General features: G+C 43.9%; 1 protein-coding gene. It reads left to right on the forward strand.

What is annotated here, in order from left to right; translation table 11 throughout:
• Positions 1-253 precede the first annotated feature (253 nt).
• On the forward strand, positions 254-22108 hold the full coding sequence (locus OQX62_RS03670; protein ID WP_265830044.1) for an Ig-like domain-containing protein: 21855 nt from the start codon (positions 254-256) through the stop codon (positions 22106-22108).
• Positions 22109-22116 lie beyond the last annotated feature (8 nt).

Below are 22116 nucleotides of genomic sequence, written 5' to 3' on the forward strand. Positions count from 1 at the left end.
CTCTATTGTAAAGCAAACATTATTTGTATAGATTTGCGGTGTGTAAATATTTCCTCATTAAGCGCTATTTGTACCTGATCTATAGCATTTTTTACATCGAAAAGTGCCGAATCGATAGTTATATTTCTCTTGATTGAAAATAAAGGCAGTTTTTACATCATTATTAAGAACCCGTTCTCAAGCTGAATACCTTTTATTGAATACTATGCGCTCATCATCTCTCAAATTTTCAGGGCTTCTTTTGCTCTTTATTTTGCTTTTTTCTACTAATAGTTACGCTGTCAGATATTATGTAAATTATCAGGCTGCAGGAAATGGCACAGGTACAAGTTGGGCAAATGCTTTCACAACATTAACAGCAGCATTGACAAAATCTGTTTCCGGTGATGAAATCTGGGTAGCTAAGGGTGCCTATTCTCCCGGTGGATTACGGACCGATTTCTTTACACTTAAGACCGGAGTTCAGCTGTATGGTGGATTTAGTGGTACCGAAACTGCAGTAACAGGGCGTGTTATTGGTGCTACGGGACTATATACTGTGAATGAAACGCAGCTTGATGGGGGATATAATAATTACCACGTTGTCTATAGTGCTGTTGCAAATACCTTTATAGACGGTTTCACTATACAGGGAGGTAATACGCTGGATAATGCTGTAACCTTAAGCGCTAATTACTATGGCGGAGGCTTGTATGTTACCAATACCGGGACTTTTCAGAATTTATGGATTAAAAATAATTATGCAGCCACATCAGGTGCGGGTGTCTATAATACAGGAACCGGAATTTTCAGGAATATGGTGGTTGAAAATAATACCATGTCCAGAGCTGGAAACGGCGGTGGAATATATAATGCAGGAGTGGCGACTTTCCAGCAAATATCGATTAACAATAACAGTGGAGCAGCTTATGGAGGAGGAATGTATAATATCGCTGCAAATCCTCAGGTTTCAAATATTAGTTTTAAAACAAATAATGCCTCAATAAATGGTGGCGGATTGTTTTCTACGGTCGCTATGACGTTAGACCGGGTTTCCTTTATTGAGAACACGTCAGTAAGAAGTGGTGGCGGATATTATTCTACCGGAGTAGTCACGCTGAATAATACCGTATTTAGCAGAAATAGCGTAACCGGAGTGAGTTCATCATATCTTGGAGGTGGAATGTATGTGGTAAGTGGCACGGTAAACATCTATAACACCACTTTCAGCAATAATACCATTGCTTATGCCATCGATAACGCATTAAGTTATGGAGCGGGATTGTATTCAGCAGTTACCACGGTAAATTTGTACAATAGTATTCTGTGGGGCAACAGGAGAGGCTGGGATATGCCAGATCAGGTAGGTGCGGTTAAGATAGGCATGGATTACGATATCGTTGAGGGAGGATATGTCAATGGAACAAACATCATTATTGGAGATCCTGCTTTCGAAAATGCAGGTATTAATGATCTGAGGCTAAAAGCCGGATCGCTGGGGATTGATGTGGGTAGAAATGTCCAGGTTGGAACCTCTTTCGATATGGCTGGGAATAAACGTATTGTCAATGCAGCGGTAGATATGGGAGCTTACGAGCATCCTACGGGTGAAGCAGGGAGTATCGCAGTAATGCCTAAAACATTTGCTATTCCAAAACGTGGGGTGCCCTACAGTGTACAGCTGGTTATGGCAGGGGGTACAGGTGCTGCAGTTACCTGGGAGAAGACTTACGGATCAATTCCGTTAGGTTTGACGCTAAATAAACAAACCGGCGTTTTAAGCGGAACTCCCGCAGTAGCGGAAACAGCTGTGTTTGTGGTGAGGGCTACTCAGGGCACCGTTTCGGCCAGCCGCCAATATGTACTTACACCAAGTGCTGGCGTAACCCGATTATATGTCAATGCCAATGCGACAGGAAATAATAGCGGAACTGATTTTAGTAATGGTTTTATAAGATTGCAGACTGCATTGGATGTTGCAGTTTCAGGTGATGAGATCTGGGTGTCAAAAGGAGCGTATTACACTGCAAATTCGGTTGATTCTTCATTTACATTGGTATCCGGAGTTAAGTTGTACGGTGGTTTTGCCGGAACGGAGACTTTACTGACACAGCGTGCACTGGATGTTAACAAAAGACTGACCATCAATGAATCAATACTAACTGGAAATGGGATCAGCAAACACGTCATTGCGAATAAGTTAGTAACATCAGCAAATACTTTGATAGACGGATTTACGATTCAGGATGGGGTAGGATCCGGCACAGATTTACAAGGGGGTGGGATCTATGTTCTTGCCCCGGCTGCGAGCGGTATATACAGGAATCTGGTGGTGCGAAGAAATTCAGGCGGTTTGGGTGCCGGTATGTATAATGTGGCGAATAACGTTAGTATAGAAAACGTCTTGTTTGAAGGAAATGTCGCTAATGTAAGCAGTAAATATGGCGGTGGATTATATAATGCCGGTAATAGTCTAAGCATGACTGACCTTACATTCAGAGGAAATCAGGCTGCTATTGGTGGCGGGATGTTCCTTATTACTGGTACCGGTGTAGTGCTGAACGATGCACTATTTGATAGTAACAACGCCACATCTACAGGAGGCGGACTGTATAATAATAGCTCAGGTTTTCTAATGAACGACGCTGTTTTTCAGGGTAATGTAGCCAGTGCTGGCTTAGGTGGAGGGATGTCCAATCTTTCGCCAGCTACGATTAACAGAACGGTTTTCAGGAATAATTCAGCTACATCTACGGGAGGTGGATTATCTAACACTGTAGCCCTGAATATGGATCGCGTCTCTTTCATCGCAAATATTTCAGGTGCAAATGGCGGTGGTTTTTTTACGACCGGAGTAAACACGCTGAGCAATATGGTATTTAGCCGTAATAGCGTAACCGGTACTGGTTCTTATGGAGGCGGTATGTATTCAAATGTTAACGGATCAAGCCTGACCAATGCAACTTTCAGCAATAACACGGTTACCAGAAATGCGATCAATTCTGGTGGTGGTTTGTTTAGCACAGTTTCGCTGGCTGTAAGCAATAGTATTTTCTGGAATAATAGTCGTGCAAATGGTGTATTAGATCAGATTAATGCTGTTACGGCGAATGTGACTTATAGTACAGTGCAGGATGGGTTTGCCACAGGAACAAATATCCTGGTAGCAGATCCATTGTTCAAAGATGCCGGAATTGATAGTCTGATGTTGAAAGGCGGATCCCTTTCGGTAGACAAAGGATATAATGTTGCGGTAGGGACAACTTTAGATATTGCAGGAAACCAAAGGATTTATAACGACAAGGTAGACCATGGTGCATATGAAGATCAGGGTGAAGGCTCAATCAAAATTACACCCTCAACTTTAGGAGTGATCACACGTGGAATTGCAGTTAATATTCAACTGATTGCGACCAGAGGGACGGCACCTTACACCTGGAATATCGTTTCGGGAACTCTTCCTCCGGGACTTTCGCTTACTGCAGATGGAAGAATCACCGGTGTGCCTACCACTGTGCAGGCCGGGGGATATACCTTTGCTATTTCAGCTACTGACGGGGTAATGCTGGGAACAAACCAATATACCATCACCCCAGTTCAGGCACCTGTAAGATTTTACGTGAGGCAGGGATTAACAACGGGCAATAAAGATGGCAGTACCTGGGCAAATGCGTTTACTGATTTTACGGAACCACTGAAAGTGGTTGTGGCAGGTGATGAAATATGGGTAGCAAAAGGAAGTTACAGCCCGGGTACCACAGCTGCACTAACTTTTACTATGAAAGAAGGTGTAAAATGGTATGGCGGTTTTGCAGGTACGGAAACAGCGCTAACGCAACGTATAGCAGATAGCAATGGACTTTTCTCTGTTAATGAAACAATACTGGATGGTGGAAACATCAATAACCACGTAGTTTATAATGCTGTCGCATTGACTAATGCCACAGTTATAGATGGATTTAGTATTGCTAATGGAAGATCTGCAACCGGATCTAATAGCGGAATTCCTTACAGTGCGGGTGGTATTTACAATAACCTTGGTTCGGCGGTATTCAAAAACTTGTGGATTAAGAATAACAAAGCTTATTACTGGGGTGGGGGTATGTATAACAATGCGCCTGCAACACTGGAAAATATCCGTTTTGAGCAGAACTCGGCAAAAGGAGATGGTAGCGCTGCCGGTGGTGGTTTGTATAGCAATAATGGATCAGCTACGCTCAGCAATTTAACTTTTGTAGAAAATGAAGCGCCTTTAGGTGGAGGAATGACTGCTGTTACTTCTGCCCATACCATCAACAATGTTACTTTTTTAAGAAATATTTCAACAGTATCCGGTGGCGGTTTAAATAGCAGGGTCGCCATCACTATAAAAAAGGCATTATTTGATGCGAACACAGTTACGGGCTCCGGGGGAGGAATCTGGAATTCATCAACTCTTACAGGAGAAGATCTGGTTTTTAAAAATAACACATCGACAATTACCGGAGCCGGAATTTATAATTCCGGTACACTGACCCTGGATCGTGCATCTTTTATTGCCAATATCTCGCGGACGCATGGTGGCGGTATCTATAATATAACTAATACCTCAAAACTGGATAATGTTATTTTCAGTCGTAATGAAGTAACAACAGCAAACACAAATGGCTACGGTGCCGGTTTTTACCTGGCTTCTGGTAATGCCAATTTAACCAATACTACTTTCAGCAATAATAAAACAGCTTATATAACTGCTGCTACTGGTGCGGGATTTTTCCGTGCAGGGGGAACGGCAACAATCTATAACAGTATTTTCTGGGGCAACAAGAGAGGTGGAGATGTGGCTGATCAGATTGGTGGTATGGCGACTGTTTTTAACAGTGTAGTTCAGGATGGTTTTAGTACGGGTACTAATATCAGAATAGGGGACCCTTTATTTACTGATGCGACTACTGATAAATTACAGATCAAAGGTGGTTCATCTGCAATGGACGGTGGTGAAAACGCTGCCTCCCGCACTACGCTTGATTTAGATCTGAAGCCGCGTCTGGTTAATGATGTGGTGGATATGGGAGCATATGAGAATCAGGGTGGAGAAAGCCTGAACATATCTCCAAAAACACTGGTAGTACAAGATCGTGGGACAGTTTTTACACAGCAGTTCACTGCAACGGGTGGTACTCAGAACCTGACCTGGAATATTTCTTCTGGTGATTTACCTCCGGGTATGACCTTTAGTAACTCGGGATTGCTGACCGGCAGATTAATGACTACCGGCACTTATACTTTTGTGGTGTCGGCTACTGATGGTCAGTTTTTGGGCGCAAAACAGTTTACCGTAAATGTGAATACAGTTAACGAACGTATTTTTGCAAGTGCAGCAGCAACGAACGGAGCTAAAAATGGAACCAGCTGGGCAAATGCGCATACTGATCTTCAGGCTGCGCTTGACCAGGCGATATCGGGAGACGAGATCTGGGTGGCGAAAGGATCATATAGTCCGGGTGCCCTGGTATCAGACAACTTTAAACTGAAAAGCGGTGTGAAGATATATGGTGGTTTTGCCGGTAATGAGGAAAGCCTGGCTGGCCGTGATACCAGCAAAATTCATACGTTAAACAGTGCTGTCCTGACTGGTAACCAGGGCGCAGGTAATTACCATGTGGTGTATAACGTTACGGCGGTAAGCAATGAAACTTTACTGGATGGTTTTACCATCAGTGGAGGTAGGGCTTTGACTACTACTACAGGTATCAACGGAAACGGTGGCGGTATTTATACCAGCCTGGGAAACCCTGTATTTAATAACTTAAGGATTAATGATAATGTGGGGCTCTTTGGTGCCGGAGTATATATAGGTGGTGGTTCGCCGCAATTTACAAATACCAGAATTTTCAATAATTCCACCTCTGGAGCAAGTGGAAGGGCAGCAGGTATGTATGTTCTGGCAGGATCAATAGTGAACCTAAATAAGGTTTCTTTCGAGGGGAATACTGTTGGAGATGCATCTGCGACATATGGTGGTGCCATATTAAACTATGGTACGCTTACTATTTCTGATGGTTTGTTTAAAAACAACAGTGTGGCGGGAACAACGGCTCAGGGAGGAGCAATATATAATAATGATAATGCCGTTTTAAAAATAACCAGTACATCCTTTATTGGTAACTCGGGCCTAACAGGTGGAGCTATATATATCCGGCCGGGTGTAAGTGAGTTTACTGATGTAGTATTTAAAGAGAATAAAGCTGCGGGTACGGGAGGTGCCGTAAATAATCTGGGCTCACCGGTATTTAACAGAGTATATTTTATAGCCAATGAAGCAGTACAGCATGGAGGGGCACTTTTTTCATCGGGAGTTCCAAAACTTGACAATGTGGTGTTTAGCCGGAATAAAGTGACATCTGCAAGTACCTATTATGGTGGAGCAATGTACAGTAGTACCGCTACTTTAACGAATGTAACTTTTAGTAATAACAGCATTGCAAGGACCGCTGCCGGCGGAGGTGCATTGTACCGGTCGGCCGGAACGATAACTATTAATAACAGTATTTTCTGGGGCAATACACGTGCAGGTAATATCTCAGATCAGATCAGTGGTGTAGTGACTATCAATAAATCGATTGTGCAGGATGGATATGCAACAGGTACAAATATAGGTATCGGCGATCCGCTGTTTTTGAATGCAGCAATTGACAACCTGAGATTAAAAGGTGGGTCGCCGGCAATTGACCAGGGTGATAATTCGAAGACTACAACTAATGTAGATGTGCTGGGTAACAATCGCCTGTTTAATGGAATTGTAGATTTGGGTGCTTATGAAAATCAGGGTACAGCCAGTCTGACCGTTTCTCCGGTAAGTCTGGATGCTGTCAGTCGGGGAACTAACCTGCAATTGCCGCTAAAGGTTAATGGCGACTATATCGATCTGAGCTGGAACATTACTTCGGGAGCTTTGCCTTTAGGAGTTTCTTTATCACCGGCCGGTGTACTGATGGGAAGACCATTAATTGCGGGTACCTATACTTTTGTAGTGGGGGTAACAAACGGCGAACTGGTAGGGAGCAAACAATATACTTTAGTAGTGAACCCAGGTGCTACGATCATATTTGTGAATACAAATGCGGCAGCGGGATTAAACAATGGCAGCAACTGGCAGAATGGCTTTACTGATTTGAAAGTGGCTATTTCCAATGCTGTAGCAGGTGACCAGGTTTGGGTAGCGAAAGGAACTTACAGTCCGGGCCTGCTGGTAACTGATACGTATGCGATGAAAGAGGGCGTTAAGATTTACGGCGGTTTTGCAGGAACTGAAGTCTTACTCACTGAGCGGGATATGAAGCTGATTGGTACGTCAAATAAATCTGTTCTGGACGGTAGTCAGGGTGTAGCCAGCAGGCATGTGATTTTTAATAATGTTGCTTTATCAAATGCAACATTATTGGACGGATTTACAGTTAGTGGCGGACAGGCCTCGCTGACAGGTACTGATGGAGATGTAATGCGTGGTGGTGGTATTTACAATATTTCAACGGTAAAGGCAATCTTCAGTAACCTGCGGATTGTCAATAATAAAGCACAGCGTGGCGGCGGTATTTATAACGCCGGTCAGGCCCTGTTTGATCATATCGAATTTTATCAGAATACCTCGAGTATATCAGGAGCAGGTATGTTCAATACAGGAGCTTCGGTGACAATGACTGATATCGTGTTCAGAGAAAATACTGCTGCAAATTACGGTGGTGGTATGGCTTCTTCAGGTACAGCATTTGTATTGGACAGAGTTTCATTTATCGGTAACTCTTCAGCTTTTAGTGGAGCAGGATTTTATCTTTATGGTGGCGCAGCTATACTGAATAACGTTTTGTTCAGTCGCAATGCAGTAACCACTTCCGGATATTACGGCGGTGGTATGGCTACAACGGTAGCTGCAACATTAACTAACGTTACATTCAGTAACAACACCACTGCATTTTCGAGTGGTACTGCTGCCGGCGGCGGAGGTTTATATCGTGGTAGCGGAGTGGTTACTGTAGATAATTCTATTTTCTGGGGAAATAAGCGTGCAAATGGGGTAGATGACCAGCTGGGGCCGAATATTACCTTGCGACAATCCATTGTTCAGGGAGGTTATACTGCCGGAACTAATGTTTTTATTGGTGATCCTTTGTTTGCTGATGCTGCTGCTGACAACCTGCAGCTGAAGGGCGGTTCGCCAGCTATAGATATAGGTGATAACAGCAGAAATACCACCTCAACTGATTTATCAGGAAATCTGCGCGTATTTAATGAAACCATTGATCTTGGGGCTTATGAAAATCAGGGCGGTGCCAGCTTAAAGGTTTTACCTGCAACTATAGCTACCGTGACCCGCGGCACAAAGGTTAATATAGAAATGACGGTTACAGGTGGTACGGGTGACTTAACATGGAGAGTGCAATCTGGCAAATTACCGGGTGGACTGATGCTAAGCAGCAATGGGAAGCTTATGGGGGCAGCGACCACAGTGGGTACTTATATTTTTGTAGTTGCAGTAACAGATGGTAATCTTATCGGAAGTAAACAATATACCGTAAATGTTAGTGCCGGAGCGGCCAGGTTATATGTGAGTCAGGCTGCCACCGGGGAAAATACAGGCAGCGATTGGGCTAATGCAATGACTGACCTGCAACCCGCTTTATCACTTGCAGCAGCTGGTGATGAAATCTGGGTAGCGAAAGGGACTTATAGTGCCGGAACGCTGGCCAGCTCTTCTTTTACCTTAAAAGAGGGGGTAAAAATGTATGGTGGCTTTGCCGGTACAGAGTCAATCCTTGCAGAAAGAGACAGTGCCGGTGTGCGTACGCTGAATCAAACCATTCTTGATGGTAGTCAGGGAACCGTAAGTGCGCATGTGGTTTATAATAGTGCAGCATTAACCAATGCTACAGTACTCGATGGATTTAGTATCCAGGGTGGACAGACTACGGGATACGGTGGTGGTATTTATAACACTGCCGGTGCGGCAACATTTAGCCACCTTTGGGTTAAAAATAACGTCGCCGTGTTTGGTGGCGGACTTTATCATAGTGGTGATGCTGTTTATAGTGATGTGATTTTTAGTGATAACCAGGCAAAGGGCAGTTCTGCCCGTGGCGCTGCAGTTTATAATATCAAGGGCTTTAAGCTTACGGGGGGTGTTTTTGAAAATAACAGGATAATAGATGCAAATGCTTACGGTGCTGGTATTTTCAACGTAGGTGTCTTGACATTAAAGGATGTAAAATTTGATAACAATACATTAGTTGGTGGTCAGGGCGGAGCAATATACTCTTACTCAGGTGCAGTGGTGGAGATCAGTAAAGCTTCGTTTAATGCAAATAAAGCAGGCACCGGAGGTGCAATCTACTTTGCTAATGGTACACAGACTTTAACGGATATCGTATTCAAAGAGAACAGCGCGACATTATCTGCCGGTGCAATTTTTGGCGGTGGTGCATTGACAGTGAACAGGGCTTCGTTCATTAAAAATACAGCTGTGCAGCATGGCGGGGCGATGTGGGCAGGTGGTGCATCAACCAAAGTTGATAATACAATTTTTAGCCAGAACAGCGTGACTAAGACAGCTAACTATGGTGGTGCAGTATATGCAAGTGCCGGAAACATCAGCTTTATCAATACTACATTCAGCAATAATACGATCATCTATGAAAACAGCAGCAAGACCTTAAGTTACGGTGGTGCATTGTACCGCGGTGGAGGAACAGTAGCTGTTTACAATAGTATACTTTGGGGCAATACACGTGGTGCTGGTATTGCCGATCAGCTGAATGCGGGAATTGCGGTAGATAATTCTATTGTACAGAACGATTATGCAGCGGGGACGGGTATTAAGATTGGAAATCCTGCATTTACTGATGCAGGTAATGATAACCTAAAATTAAGACCAGGATCGCTCGCCATTGACGCAGGATTAAATAACTGGCAGGTTTATCAAACCGATCTTGCAGGAAATGCCAGGGTAGTTAACAGTGTGGTAGATCTGGGTGCTTACGAGAATGATGGAAGCGGAAGTCTGCTCATCAGTCCCGCTTCAATTGCACCTGTAAAAAGAGGAGCTGCCTTTGATGTGCAGTTAACAGCAAGGGGAAGTGCCTTACCATTAAACTGGATTTTAAAAGACGGTAAATTACCGCCTGGTATTTCTTTTTCTGCTACGGGTCGCCTGCAGGGAGTACCAACAGCAACAGGGAATTATACTTTTGTAACAGGGGTTTCGGACGGAGAGATAGAAGGAAATAAACAATATACTATTACAGTACAGGCAGGGCCATCAAGATTATATGTACATCAGACAGCGACAGGAGCGAACAATGGAGTAAGCTGGGCTAATGCATTGACCGATCTGCAGGCTGCAATTGGTTTGTCGGTAGCTGGTGATGAGATTTGGGTTGCTAAAGGAACTTATAGTCCTGGACCTGCTGTAACTTCCTATTTCCTATTAAAGGATGGTGTAAAGATATATGGAGGATTTGCAGGAACAGAAACCCTGATCGCTGAACGTGATAGTGCTGCGGTACGTAATGCCAATGAAACTATTCTGGAAGGTGGGAAAAGTCAGGGGCCGGCAAGTTATCACGTTGTGTATAACAATGCAGCTTTGACCAGTGCTACAGTACTGGACGGGTTCAGTATCCAGGGTGGTGCGGCTGGCACTACAAACGGAGGTGGTATTTACAACAGTTTGGGTACGGCCACTTTTAACTTTTTGTGGATTAAGAACAATACAGCGGTTTATGGCGGTGGACTTTATCATAGTGGTGATGCAAAATACACGAATATCATCTTCACGAATAACCAGTCGAAAGGCAGTAACGCGCGTGGTGCTGGGGTATATAATGTTAAAGGATTTAAGCTTAGCGACGGTAAATTTGATAGCAATAAGATCATTGAGACTACAGGTTATGGAGCGGGAATATTCAGTATTGGTATACTGGAACTGAACGGCGTGAAATTCGACAGCAACTCCATTGTCAACGGGCAGGGCGGGGCTATTTACAGTAATTCCGGAGCTGCTACAACGATCAGTAAATCTTCATTTACAGGGAATACTGCGCCTACTGGCGGAGCATTATTAATAACCAACGGCTCTACCAATATGACCGATGTGGTATTTGCCAATAATGCGGCTACCGCAACAGGGGGAGCGATTTATGTGAATTCGGGGATGATCCTGAACAGGGTTTCCTTTATAGATAACACTTCCCTGCAGCATGGCGCGGCGATGTGGACAAGCGGTACACTTAGAATTGACAACAGCATATTCAGCAATAATAAGGTCACTTCCACAGGTGCATATTACGGTGGTGCAATTTATGTTGGCGGTGGAAATACATTAATAAATAATAGCAGTTTCAGCAATAACAGCATTGCTTATCCTAAAGTAAGCCCGACGCTGAGTTATGGCGGCGGTATCTACCGTGCTGGCGGGGTGCTTACCATTCATAACAGTATCTTATGGGGCAATAAACGCGGCGGAAACGTCGCTGACCAGCTCAGTGCCGGCGCCGTGATTGATAACTCTATTGTTGAAAATAATTATGCTACAGGAACAGATGTTAAAATAGGGGATCCGCTTTTTGTTAACCCGGAAGGTAATGACCTTCGGATTAAAGCCGGTTCATTGGCGATAGATGCGGGGATTAACAGCTGGCAGGCATTTGATAAAGATCTGGATGGAAAGGCCAGGGTTGTAAATGCTATCATAGATCTGGGGGCTTATGAAAGTAACGGCGGGGCAGGCCTGATCATTAGTCCGGCAACGCTTGGGCCAATTGTACGTGGTATTTATATGGATGTGCCGCTGAGTACTACAGGCAGCAGTGCCCTGGCTGGATGGACGCTGGAGGCAGGTGAATTACCGAAGGGACTTGCCTTAACTTCAGATGGCAGGTTACGCGGCACGCCGACTGTAGTGGGTACTTATACATTTGTACTCAAAGCGAGTGATGGTAGTTTAATTGGCAACCGTCAGTATAAAGTTGTTGTTTCGAATGGGATAGGCAGGTTATATGTAGCCCAGGCAGCACTGGGTGATAACAATGGCAGTAACTGGGCAAATGCTTTTACTGACCTTCAGCCAGCACTGGCATTAGCAACAAAAGGTGATGAAATCTGGGTAGCGAAGGGAACCTATAGTGCGGGACCTCTTGCCACTTCATCATTTATCTTAAAAGAAGGCGTAAAAATCTATGGCGGTTTCGCCGGGATTGAGGCTACGGTTGCAGAGCGGGATACCACACTTACCCGTACGGTTAACGAAACGATATTGGATGGTAGTGCGGGTGTGGCCAGTTACCATGTCGTGTATAATAATAATACAGCGGTTGCCACAGCATTAACCAATGCTACAGTTTTAGATGGTTTTAGTATTCAGGGCGGCGGTTCACTGAGTAACTATGGCAGTAGCTATACTAACACTAATACTTTTGGAGGTGGTATTTACAATGTTGGCGGAGCAGCTGTTTTTAGTCATCTATGGATTAAGAACAATCTCGGAAGTTATGGTGCAGGTCTGTACCATAGTGGTGATGCCCGCTATTCAGATATCAGGTTTACGAACAACAGGTCTACAGGATCGGGGCCACGGGGAGCCGGGGTATATAATGCAAGAGGATTTAACCTGAAACGTGGCTTTTTTGAGAATAACAGGATCATTGAATCTACGAGTTATACTGGTTACGGAGCCGGACTTTTCAATGCCGGACCTGCTGAACTCAGCGAGGTGAAGTTTGAGAATAACACAATTACTAACGGACAGGGAGGGGCTATTTACGGTTATGGTTCATTAACGATCAATGATGGATCTTTCACTGGCAATGAGGCCACTACAGGTGCTGCTATGTACATTACCGGCGGCATACCAGTATTGTCGAGGGTAAGCTTCAGAGATAATATGGCCAAAGGAGGTGCCGGGGCTATTTACGTTTCGGGCGGAATGACTATTGACCGTGGATCTTTTATCAACAATACTGCTGTTTTAAATGGCGGTGCGGTATGGTCTGCCGGAACACTAAATATTAGCAACAGTATTTTTAGCAGGAACAAGGTAACGTCAACCGCAGCTAATTATGGAGGAGCAGTTTACATTAACTCCGGAACGGTAACACTCACTCACAATACCTTCAGCAATAACAGCATCAATTATTTCAATAAGGGACCTTTATTTTATGGAGGAGCAGTATTCAGGTACACAGGAACAGTGACCATTAATAATAGTGTGCTCTGGGGCAATACACGTAACTCCGGAACAGCGGATCAGCTCAATGCAACGGTAAAGGTGAACAATTCACTTGTACAGGGCGCTTTTAGTACAGGAGTGAAGATTATAGATAAGGATCCTGCATTTGTGAATGCTGAAACAGATGATCTTGCATTGACAGGATGTTCACCTGCAATCAACACAGGGGATAATCTTCTGGCGACAGCTGCTCCGCTTGATTTTATTGGAAATGGGCGCAAAAAATCGGTGCAGGTTGACATGGGTGCTTTTGAGTATCAGAATGAAGTACTTGTTTTAAATCCATCGCTATTGCCAGCAGGTACACGTGGGGAATTGTACACACAGCAATTAACTGTAGCAGGCAGCAGTGGTACTCCTGTTTTTCAGGTCATCTCTGGTAAATTACCGGATGGTTTATCAATGACGCCGTCAGGTCTGCTTACCGGCAACCCCTTCGTGATAGGCAAGTTTACCTTTACAGTTAATGTAAGTGATGGAATATTATGTGGTAACGCCATTTATAGTATCGATATCGTTGCGGGTACCGGGGTAGTGAGGATGCATGTCAATCAGGCTGCGGTTTCGGGTGCTGATAATGGAAGTAACTGGGCAAACGGATATCTTGATCTTCAGAGCGCATTAAAGGTTGCTCTGGCAGGGGATGAGATTTGGGTAGCTAAAGGAAGTTACAGTCCGGGTACACTGGTTACCTCGACTTATAAATTGATCGAAGGCGTAAAGATTTACGGGGGTTTTGCAGCTACAGAAAAGACATTAACAGAAAGAGATTCTTCAGGTATAAGAACCGTTAACGAGACCATTCTTGATGGTAAACAAATCAGCAGGCATGTGGTGTATAATAACCTTGTGCTGACCAATGCGGCAGTATTGGATGGCTTTACGATTACGGGCGGTAAGGCAGGTACAACAGGTGGAAATGGAAATGAAATTTATAGTGGCGGGGGGATTTACAACGCCGGTAAAGGAGCTGCTATATTTAGAAACCTTTGGATTAAAGGTAATAGTGCGACCTCCTATGGTGGGGGGATGTTCAATTCGGGTGCTGCTGTTTTAAGTAATATCACTTTTGAAAACAATACGGTATTAAGTGGTTCTTACCAGCAGGGAGGCGGATTATTTAACAATGGACTGGCAACGCTGAACAATATTGAATTTATCGGTAATAAGGCTTCAACGGGTGGGGGTATGTTTACTTCAGGTACTGGTGTCACGATGAACAATATCCTGTTCAGAGAAAATGTGGCTACGGCAAATGGCGGCGGTTTGAATAGTTATGTCGGAAAAGTGCTGTTGAACAATGCTTCATTTATAGGGAATATTTCCCTTACGCATGGTGCTGGTATATATCAGTATAATTCAGCACTAACGGTTACGAATACTATATTTACCCGCAACAGGATCACCAGTACGGGCGGGTATTTCGGCGCGGCTTATTACCAGTATACCGGTACGGTAACGATGGCAAATATCACTGCGTATAAAAACACGGTTTCTTATGTAAATGGAACGGCTGCAAAATACGGTGCGGGTATCAGTAAAAATGCCGGGACATTAAATCTGCAGAACAGCATTTTATGGAATAATACCCGGGGAAATAGCGTGCCGGATCAGATGAATTCAACAGTTAAGGCAGTGAATACCTTGGTTGAAGGAGGTTATGTAAATGGTACGGTGATAGTGGATAAAGACCCTTTGTTTAATCTTGCAACGGAGGATGATCTTTCATTGTCGGATTGTTCACCTGCCATTAATATGGGAGACAATACTTTTTCTTCAGGCATATCAAAAGATATTTTGAATAATGCAAGGATTAAGGCAGAGACAGTAGATCTTGGTGCCTACGAGAACCAAAAGAATAGAATTATAATTACTCCTGCTACTTTACCTGAAGGGGCAAGGGGTGTGATCTATGAGCAACAGCTGACTGCCGGTGGCGGTGCAGGTAATTATACTTATACGGTAAGTTACGGCAAACTGCCTGATGGTTTACTGTTAACATCATCGGGACAAATCAAAGGGAGACCGATCAATGCAGGTACCTATACTTTTAATGTGAATGCAAGCGATGGAAACCTATGTGGAAACCGCTTATATACCGTTAACGTTGTACTGGGCACGGGAAGAGTGAGGATTTATGTGAACCAGGCAGCAACTGCCGGAATGAACAACAGTTCAAACTGGGAAAATGGTTTCCTGGATTTACAAAAAGGGATTACCTCTGCACTGGCAGGGGACACCATCTGGGTCGCGAAAGGTAATTATAGTCCGGGGTCACTGGTAAGCTCTTCCTTTATTTTGAAAGAAGGAGTGAAGATTTACGGTGGTTTTGCTGCTACAGAGAACGATCTTTCTGAAAGAGATACCACAGCATTTCAGGGTGCAAATGAAACGATTCTGAATGGTGGAAATAAAAGTTACCATGTGGTTTATAACAGGTTGGCATTGACTAAAGCTACAGTGCTGGACGGTTTCACCATTATGGGAGGACGCACCCGTACTTCATCTTCTTCCTATGAATTCTGTGGTGGGGGTATCATGAACTATCAGGGTAGTATTATCTTCAGAAATCTATGGGTGAAAGACAATACGGCCTACTATTATGGTGGTGGTATCTATAGTAATACAGCCTCAGAATTTACTAACATTACCTTAGAGAACAATACAGTTTCGGTAGCGGGTGGAGGTTTGAGTAACCTGGGGGCTTCAAAGTTTACCAACATAAAGTTCATTAATAACAAGGCGCAGCAAGGCGGCGGTTTGCATAACAGGACAAACGATATTACTTTAAATAATGTATCATTTACGGGCAATACTACTACCGGACAAGGGGGGGCATTTTATACGATCGGAGGAAATGTTGTCATTAAAGGCGCAACTTTTTTAGGAAATAGTGCCGGCCAGTCGGGCGGTGCCATCTATAAACAATCCGGAGCCCTTACCCTATACAATGCGGTATTTAGCCGTAATAAGGTAACGAGCACTGCTGGGTATTTAGGTGGTGCTATTTATTCTTATACAGCGGCTACTGATATCATCAACTCCTCTTTCAGCAATAATAGTATCGGTTATGCGAATACTTCATTAACAACCAGGTATGGCGGTGCGGTGTACAGGTATTCTGGTACTGTGGGCATTGCCAATAGTATTTTTTGGGGAAACCGACGAGGCAATACTATCGCTGATCAGTTCCCGGCAGGTATAACAGTAAGCAATAGTACTATAGAGAACGGTTATGTGACCGGAGTACAAATCCTGACCAAAGATCCCCAGTTTAAGAATGCGGCAGCGGATGATCTTTCCCTGGCTTCCTGCTCTCCTTCGATCAATATGGGTGATAATTCAAAAGTAACCAGTATCACGCAGGATGTGGCTGGTGGGGAAAGGATCAAACATACCACGGTAGATATAGGTGCCTATGAATTTCAGGGAGTTTACCTGGAGAATGCTGAACAGACATTACCGGATGCAGATCAATGGAGCCCTTATACACACCAGATTACGCTGGCAGAAAGTGGCGCATATACATATACCGTGAGCCAGGGATTATTGCCTGACGGTTTGTCGATCACCTCAACTGGTAAAATTACCGGTGAAGCAAGTGTTGCTGGCTTGTATGAATTTACGCTGGCCGTAAATGGAACAGACGTTTGTGGTTCACTGAAAGTGAAAATGAGGGTGCTGGCCAAAGAGGCTTACATCGTAGAAGTGTTAACTCCTTATCCGGTTCCTGTGAAAAAAGATACCGGAACGCCATTTGAAGAACTGAACCTGGTTACCACAGTTGAAGTGGTAATGAGTGATAAAACGCATAAAAGATATCCGGTAACCTGGCAGGCTGGTAACTATAATGGAACGGTAGAAGGTATCTATACGCTGACGGGTGTGCTGACTGTTCCTTCACCTGCGGTGAACAAGAATAATTTACTGGCAACAGCTAAGGTGGCGGTAGTGGACCCGGTGTATCCATACATTGTTTCTATCGAGCAGCTTCCTCCGGTTTATGTTTTATCGGGCACTCCTTTCAATGAAGTACAGCCCATACTGCCTAAACAAGTAAAAGTTACTTACGATACAGGGACAACGGATCTGCTTAATCTGGTATGGCGAGTTGGAACTTACGATTTGAAAGCGGGTATTTACAGGGTTTATGCGGAGATATTGCTTAAAGAAGAACATGCAAACCCTGTGGGCTTTGAAGCTAACCTGGATATCTATGCGCAACAGCATATCATTGCTGTAGAAGAGCTGGCTGATGTAACGGTGCCACTGCATACTGCCGCAAACGTATTGCCCTTACCGGCAAAGGTTCGGGTTACGTATCATGATCAGACGACAGGATTTTTAAATGTAGATTGGGACAAGACGCCTTATGTAGCTGATAAGGGCGCTGAATATGATCTTAAAGGAATATTTCAGCTGAATCCGCTGGTATCGAATACCAGCTCTTTATATGCTGCTAATAAAATTATCATCCGTAAAAATATTGTCTCTGTAAATCCATTAACAGGGGTAAACACAGCTTATGATACTGACTTTGACGATGTGTTGCTGCCACAGCAGGTAAGGGTAGTGTTTGATGATACAACTACAGATACAGTGGGTGTGGAATGGAAACCAGGCACGTATAATCAGAAAGTTAGTGGCAATTATCCGCTTTCCGGTATTCTTTTGCACGATGAAAGTATTGACAATACATCTGGTAAACAGGCCGCCATCGTTTTAACGGTATTGCCTAAACCAAAAAATATCGTTTCTGTAGCAGTTCTGGATACAGTACATGTTGGTTATGGAACCTTACTCACCGCTGTTCAGGAATTAAAGCTGCCTGTTCAGGTAACATACGATGATGGCACAACGGGCAATCTTGCTGTAGTGTGGGATACGGAAGGTTACGATGCAGCGGTTACAGGTGATTATACCTTTACTGGTGATTTTACGCTGATAGATGGCGTGATCAATAAAGATGCATTAACTGTTGATATTACGGTTAGCCTAGGATTAAAGTCGATCAAAACGGTACAGCATCCAGGAGTGATCAATGTTCCTTATGGTACCGTTGCGGATGAAATAGATTTACCGGAGAACGTGAATGTAACCTATAATGACAATACTGCCGGGACAGAAGGAGTCATATGGGCATCTGAAACTTATAATCCTTTGCAGGAAGGTAGTTATATATTTAAAGGTACGATCGCAAATAGTGAATTGATTGGTAACCCGGACAGCTTATTTGCAACGGTAACTGTTAATGTAGGTCCGAAACCCTTAACTGTAGTTTCTGCGGTAGTGGATTCTCTGAGTATCCCTTATGGAACTTCATTCAAAGATGCTGTGCTGTTATTCCCAAAAACGGCTTTGGTTACGTATGACAATGGAACTACCGGGCAGTTAAATGTCATCTGGAAAGAAGGAGATTATGATGGTATGGTATCGGGCAGCTATCTGATTGCCGGTACGCTAGAATTGATGAACAATGTAGTTAATCCTGATAGTGTTCACGTAGAACTGAAGGCTACGGTGGGTGTACATATGATTCAAACTTATACCCCTGTTCCGGTCGTAAACGTAGCATATGGTACTGCGACGGCGGATCTGATTTTACCAGAAACGGTAAACACTATTTTTGCAGACGGAGGAAATCAGGAGCTTGGCGTTACCTGGGACCTGACAAACTTCAATGGCAGTCTGCAAGGGAAATACCTGATTAAAGGTACGTTTAACCTGACAGATGATATCCAGAATCCAAACCTAGTTATCCCGCAGATGGAGGTGAATGTTGCAGCACGGCCTAAGCTGGTTGTTACCTTAAAGACGGATACGATTCTTGTGGGGTATGGTAAGGCATTAGCTGATATACTATTTCCTGTGGTGAGTAAAGCGACACTGGATGAAGGTACAATGACTGATTTGCCGGTTCTGCTGAACTCTTTTGAAGTAGAAAGTTACGATGGTATCGTCGCCGATAGCTACGATGGTACTGAGGCTGGTACTTATCTGTTTGAAGGTGTTGTATCACCACCGGACGGGATTCAGAATCCGGAAAATATTACCCCTAAAGTTTTGGTTGTTGTGGGTAAGAGATCGATTGAAACCTTAACACCTGCAGCTGATATGACTGTGGCTTATGGAACTGCATTTGAATCACTCACGCTGCCTGAATCAGTAAGGGCAATTTATAACGATCTTTCGGAAGAGCTTTTAGCTGTAAACTGGACTAAAGGAGATTACGACGGCAACCTTCCTGGTGTTTATACTTTGCAGGGCACATTGGTTATTCCCGAGGATATTGATAACCCTAAAGGATTGCAACCGGTAATTAAAGTGACGGTAGCAGAAAAAATCAGGACGCTGGTTTCCATATCCAGGGATTCTCTCTCTGTGGCTTATGGAACCGAACTGGCGATGGTCAATCTGCCGGCAACAGTGACAGGTTTATTTGATGATGGTTCTACTGAAGCGCTGACCGTTACTGAATGGAAGTCGCTCGACTATGATTCCCTCGAAGCAGGAAATTATGTGTTCTACGGAATGGTAGCTATGCCTGTGAATACAGTAAATCCTGAAGAAATCAAAGCTGTAGCAGATGTTATGGTGCAGGAAAAATATGTGGTGTCCGTAGCAGTTGTTCCTGACCTGGTAGTTCCTTTCGGTACCTTATATGATGACCTTACTTTACCTGTCCTGGTGAATGTGACTTATAATAACAATGCTGAGGAGCTGGTGCCGGTAAATTGGAATACAGGTAATTTTAATGGTCTGATTCCCGGAGATTATACATTGCAGGGAACATTGGTAACTGATCCGGCTGAACAAAATAAAGACAATAAGGAAGCTTCTATAAAAGTAACAGTACTGCCTAAATTGTTGAATATTGATTCAGCAGTATTCGCAGGTCCGCTTCATTTGCCAATTGGTAAAACGATGGCACAGGTATTAACTGCTTTAGGTACTCAAGTAAAGGTAATCTATACTGATCTGACTGAAGGTACTGCTGGTGTAAGCTGGGAGTCTGCACTATTTAATGGCAATCTTCCAGGAACCTATAATTTTACGGGTTTACTGATTCCTGCTGCGGGCGCAGCTAATCCTGATGATGTTAAAATAAAAGCGGAAGTGATCATCGACAGGAAAAATGTGATCAGCGTGGAACAAGCGGTGTCGTTAACGGATGTATATGGTAAACAATTTAATGAGCTTGAATTGCCATCAACTGTTAAAGTAACTTATGACGACAAGACTTCGGAGATGTTACCTGTATCATGGAGTGATGCAGATTATAAAAGTGATGTGTTTACTCAGCAAACACTGAGCGGAGAAATTCAGTTAACCGATGAGGTGACCAATACGTTGCACTTACCGGGAATCGTGAAAATAACCTTGTATAAAGATGTGGAATCGGTCGACTCTATACCGCCTGTAAGGGTGAGTTATGGTGCGCCTTTAGGAGGTTTAAATTTACCTGCGACGATTCTGGTTACTTTTAATGATGGCTCAAAAGAACTGGTTCCTGTAGTTTGGGATGAGGTAGCATATACTACTGCACCGGTTGGAACGCTGGACTTAACCGGAACATTGACACTACCGCCAAATGTGCTCAACACTAACTTACAAACAGCGCTGATAAACATGACGATAGAGAAGGTAACGCAGACCATTACCTTCGAGATGATAGCTGATAAGGTGTATGGAGATGCGCCATTCAGGCTGGTGGCAACGGCGTCTTCAGGATTGCCGGTTAATTTTGTATTGGTAACAGGTGCGGTAGATATTGCTGCCGATATGGCAACGATCAGGGGTGCGGGAGAAGTAACGATCAAGGCTGTTCAGTTGGGCAATGCTTCGATAGAGCAGGCAGAAGCATTACAGCGCTTTACTATTGAAAAAGCATTACTGTTAGTTTCCGGAGATAGCCTGCTTCGTTATACAGGAGTAGAAAATCCGCCGCTAACTTACCAGATCAGCGGCTTTAAATATGAAGAGACGGACAGTTTGCTAAGAGCAGACGGCGGATTATCCGGCACACCTGCATTAAGTACAACGGCAACTATGTCCAGCATAGCTGGTCTTTACCAGGTATTGGTGGAAGCGGGAGACCTGGACGCGATAAATTATGATTTTGACTTCGTGCCTGGCCTGTTGACATTGAAAAGCAATTTCCATACGGTTACATGGGATACTAAAGGCGGGACAGCAATTGCTCCTATGGAGGTAGAAGACGGTACTACTATTACTCCCGCAGTAACCACTAAAGATGGTGTAGTGTTTTATGCGTGGTTTAGTGACGAGACGATGGAGACTGCTTATAATTTTGATTCGCCCGTAACGGAGGATATCACTTTATACGCAGATTGGCAAATAGCTCCGCTTCCGCCAACCGGCCCAATCAGCATGCGGACTATTGCAGATTATATGGTGGGTCTTGGAGAGATGACAAGCGCTGAAAGAGCTTTACCTTTTTCTATCTCATTGCTAAACGGGAAGAGTCACCTGCCGGGTAAAACTGCGCCTTTTAAACTAAGTGCATGGTATGGCTACGGGCAGTTGAAGAGAGCAGTGTTGAAAACAATTCCTGTTTCTGGAAATATGGCTACCGGAGTTACTGCGGGAGTTGAAGTAGTGAACACAGGCGGATCTGCAGTTACAGCTGTGGGGTTATGCTGGACCACTAGTGGTAATCCAACAATAACTGATAGTAAAACTACAGCAGTACTGAATGGTAGTTCAGCAACAGCTGCTTTGACGAATCTGGTTGCAGGAACAAAATATTACTTAAAAGCTTATGCCACTACGGCGGCGGGAACGGCTTACGGTAACCTGGTTGTTTTCACAATAAAAGGAGATGGTTTAATTGAAATTGAAAAGAAATAAATAAGATA

This window comes from Pedobacter sp. MR2016-24 (assembly GCF_026239655.1).
Classification (GTDB): Bacteria; Bacteroidota; Bacteroidia; order Sphingobacteriales; family Sphingobacteriaceae; genus Pedobacter.